3 protein-coding genes and 1 pseudogene are annotated in these 3874 nt (G+C 67.3%); all 4 read left to right on the top strand.

Going from position 1 to position 3874, the window contains the following annotated elements:
* A pseudogene (locus tag ACLQ7E_RS06015) lies at positions 1–194 on the top strand (serine hydroxymethyltransferase); the annotation flags it as partial.
* 157 nt (positions 195–351) lie between these two features.
* On the top strand, positions 352–1761 hold the full coding sequence (locus ACLQ7E_RS06010; protein WP_411731665.1) for an L-serine ammonia-lyase: 1410 nt from the start codon (positions 352–354) through the stop codon (positions 1759–1761).
* A gap of 126 nt (positions 1762–1887) precedes the next feature.
* Positions 1888–2409: a GNAT family N-acetyltransferase gene (locus ACLQ7E_RS06005; protein WP_411731664.1), complete on the top strand. Its 522-nt coding sequence runs from the start codon at positions 1888–1890 to the stop codon at positions 2407–2409.
* A gap of 254 nt (positions 2410–2663) precedes the next feature.
* Entirely contained in the window at positions 2664–3809 is a 1146-nt protein-coding gene (locus tag ACLQ7E_RS06000; RefSeq protein WP_411731663.1) for a hypothetical protein, read from the top strand.
* The last annotated feature ends 65 nt before the right edge of the window (positions 3810–3874 follow it).

Here is a 3874-nt window from a genome sequence, read left to right as displayed (position 1 = left end):
GCATCGGCACCCCGGCGCTGGCGACCCGCGGCTTCTCCGAGGCCGCGTTCGTGGAGGTCGCCGACATCATCGCAGAGACCCTCATCGCGGGCACCCGGGAGGGGAACGAGGCGACGCTCGCGGCCCTCAAGGACCGCGTCCATGCCCTGGCCAACGCCCACCCGCTGTACCCGGATCTGGCCAAACTGGTCTAGTCCCGGACTCCATGCATGATGCTGCGAGCCCGGGACCCGAACGGTCCCGGGCTCGCGGTCTCTGCACCGCCTGCCGTGTTGCGCATCACACGCCTCGTGTTTCCGCCGTCCACCATCGAGAACCACCGCAGCAGTACTTACGAAGGAAGCTTGTTCAATGGCTATCAGTGTTTTTGATCTTTTCACCGTCGGCATTGGGCCATCGTCATCACACACGGTGGGACCCATGCGCGCCGCCTACGCCTTTGCCGCGAAGCTGGTGCGCGAGGAAAAGCTCGTGCAGACCGCCTCGCTGCGTGTTGATGTCTACGGGTCGCTGGCCGCCACCGGCCGCGGCCACGGAACCTTCACCGCGATCATGCTCGGCCTGGAAGGCTTCGAGCCCGAGGCCATCCTGCCTTCGGAGGTCGATACGCGACTCGATGACATGGCGGCAACCGGCAAGCTGCAATTGTGCAAGGCGCTGGGGGCGGGCAAGGAAATCGACTACAAGGTCGAGGACATGATCCAGCACCCGCTCACGATCCTGCCGCGGCACACCAACGGCCTGAAGATGGCTGCCCTGGATGCCGAGGGCAACGTCCTGGCGGAGGACACCTATTATTCGGTGGGCGGCGGCTTCATCGTGCGCGAGGGCGCCGAGGAGAAGCTTGCTGCCAACCTCGAGGATGCGCTCAACGCGCAGCCCTACCCCTTCACCACCGCGGCAAGGCTGCTGGAGCACTGCGCCACCTCGGGCCTGTCGATTGCCGGGGTCATGGCCGCCAACGAAGAGGTCTACCGCTCCAAGGAGGAGATCCGGGAGGGCCTGCTGCACATCTGGCAGGTCATGGAGGACTGCAAGGATGCCTCGCTGGAGCGCGAGGGAGTGCTGCCCGGCGGGCTCAAGGTCCGCCGCCGCGCCCCCGAATGGCACAAGCGCCTGGCCAAGGAAGACAAGGACCGCGACCCGGTGTACTGGCAGGAATGGGTGAACCTGGTGGCGTTGGCCGTCAACGAGGAAAACGCCTCCGGCGGCCGCGTGGTCACCGCACCGACCAACGGTGCTGCGGGCATCATTCCCGCCGTGATGTTCTACGCGACCCACTACGCACCCGGGGCCCAGTACTGGAACCAGGAGGAGCGCGAGGACGTGATCGTCCGCTTCATGCTCACCGCCGCCGCGATCGGCGTGCTCTACAAGGAGCAGGCCTCGATCTCCGGCGCCGAGGTCGGCTGCCAGGGCGAGGTCGGTTCGGCCTCCTCGATGGCAGCCGGCGGCCTCGCCGAGATCCTCGGCGGCACGGTTGACCAGGTGGAAAACGCCGCGGAGATCGCCATGGAACACAACCTTGGGCTGACCTGCGACCCCATCGGCGGACTCGTGCAGATCCCGTGCATCGAACGCAACGCCATCGCCGCCTCCAAGGCCATCAACGCCGCCAAGATGGCGCTGATGGGCGACGGGCAGCACCACGTCACCCTCGACGAGGTCATCATCACCATGCGCGAAACCGGCAAGGACATGAGCTCGAAGTACAAGGAAACCGCCATGGGCGGCCTGGCCGTGAACGTCATCGAGTGCTAGGGGCATAGTCCCGCCGCGCGGCGGCCCGGTGCGTGCTTCCATCCCGGATTACCCCGGGGCCCAAGCGCACGCCGGGCCGTTTGCGCATCACGTGCCGGCGGGTTGGTTGCTGGTAACCTTCGAAGCATGCTTGAGATCCGACCATTCACCGGCGCCGACGCCGCAGACGCCCTTGACGCGCGCACCGAGCTGGACGCCGAAGACTTCGATTTCCTGCTCGGGTACTCGTCCCGGCGGGGATTCGAGTCCTACCTCGAACAGCTGGCGGCCCACGAACAGGGCCTTGGCCTGCCTCCCGGATGGGTCCGCTCCGCACTCTGGGGCGCCTTCGCCGACGGCAGCCTGGTGGGCAGGACCTGCATCCGGTTCGAGCTCAACGAGCACCTGCTCACGGTCGGCGGGCACATCGGCTACGCGGTCCGCCCCGGGCACCGCATGCGCGGCCACGCCACCGGGATCCTGCGCCTGTCCCTGGCGCAATTGGCCCAACGCAACATCGACTCGGCCCTGGTGACCTGCCGGGACGACAATGTCGGATCGGCACGCACCATCGAGGCCAACGGGGGAGTGCTGGAGAACGTCATCGAGGCATCCGACGGGCCCACCAGGCGCTACTGGGTTCCCACCCGCGGCTTGCCTCAGGTCTAAGGGGCCATCGGGCCGGCCATCCGCTACCGTGGTTGCCGGCGCCCTCCTCGGGCCCTGGGAAAGCACCCAAAGGCGGGTCGACATGCGCGTTCGGGTGCGGGTCCTGACGGCCCGACAGGGGGCGCTGATCGGACCATCGTACCTAATGAATTCGCTTTTGAGCAGACCCTTTCGGCAAGGCGTCCTGCGGTGCTACGGTGAGCAGACGGTTCGAATCGGCACGCGGGCTTCCCCGCGTGGGAAGGAGCTCCCCCATGGCATCACGCGCAGGTTCCACAGGAATCGACGCCTCGCTCTACCGTCGAGAGGGCCAGTGGTGTACCGCCCTCGTAGACGTTTCGCTTGGAACAACCGCGGCACAGGAAGCGGTTGACGCACTCCCGGACCACGTAGGAAAACTGCTCGGTTCGCAGCAGGCCTCGGAGACGGACATCGGCGCCCTGAAGGCAGCCCTGTTGCCGGCCGGGGGACATGCGGCACCGGTTGCCCGCTTTGTGGCGGTGAACAACGGCGAGGTCGTTGTCGACGAAATCATTGACGGGTTGAAGGTCGACGTTGCAGATGTCGACTGCGGCCCCTTCCCGAACCTGGTGGCCTTGGCGCGGGCCCGCGGTGGACAATTCCCCTATCTGGTGGCCGAGGCCGGCCGGGACGGCGGCGAGGTGCGGCTGTACCACTCCGCGGTCCAGGGCGTCGAGGCCAGCCGTGGCGTCACCGGGGACCCGGAGGAGGCGCATCACGCGCGGAAGGTCCCGGGGCGCTACGACGAACCCAAGAACCAGTCCTCGACGGAGGAAATCTGGCGGCGCAATGCCGATGAGCTGGCCAAGCAGATCGACGAGCTGGCCCGCGAACACTACGTGAAGCTCATCGTGCTGGCGGGCGACGTCAAGGCCCGGGAACTGGTGGCCAGCAAGCTCGGGGTCGCGAACAAGCCCATCACCAGCATCCTTGAGCAGCACACGCGCACGGGAGGCGCGGACCAGGCCGCGTTTGCCGCAGCCGTGCAGGAACAGGTCGACGAGGTCCTGGGCAGGGACGTGCAGGAACTGTCCGAGCGCGTGGCAAACCGCAGTGGAAACGGCCGGACGGAACTGGCCCTGGGCTTCGACGAAGTCGTCGCGGCACTGCAACAGGCACAGGCCGAAACGGTGCTGGTGGGCCAGTATCAGGACGATGAGACGCTCATTGCCCTGGACGCCGACCCGTGGCTCTGCGGCGAGGACTCGGAAGAACACGCCGACTCCGTCATCGGGTCCTGGCCGGCGCCGGAGGTGCTCCTGCGGGCCACGGCACTGACCGACGCCACCATCCGGTACGTGCCCGCGGGGGTGCTGCCCGACGGCGTGGGCATTGCCGCGCTGCTGCGGTGGCCCAAGACCACGGAGGCCGGTGCCTGACGAAGGGACGGCAAGGGAAACAAGAGAGGCCCGATGGCGGGCGAACCGATCGGTTCGCCCGCCAT

The organism is Paeniglutamicibacter sp., assembly GCF_046714615.1.
In the GTDB taxonomy this organism is placed as follows: domain Bacteria; phylum Actinomycetota; class Actinomycetes; order Actinomycetales; family Micrococcaceae; genus Paeniglutamicibacter.
This window is presented reverse-complemented; position numbering and strand designations above follow the sequence as displayed.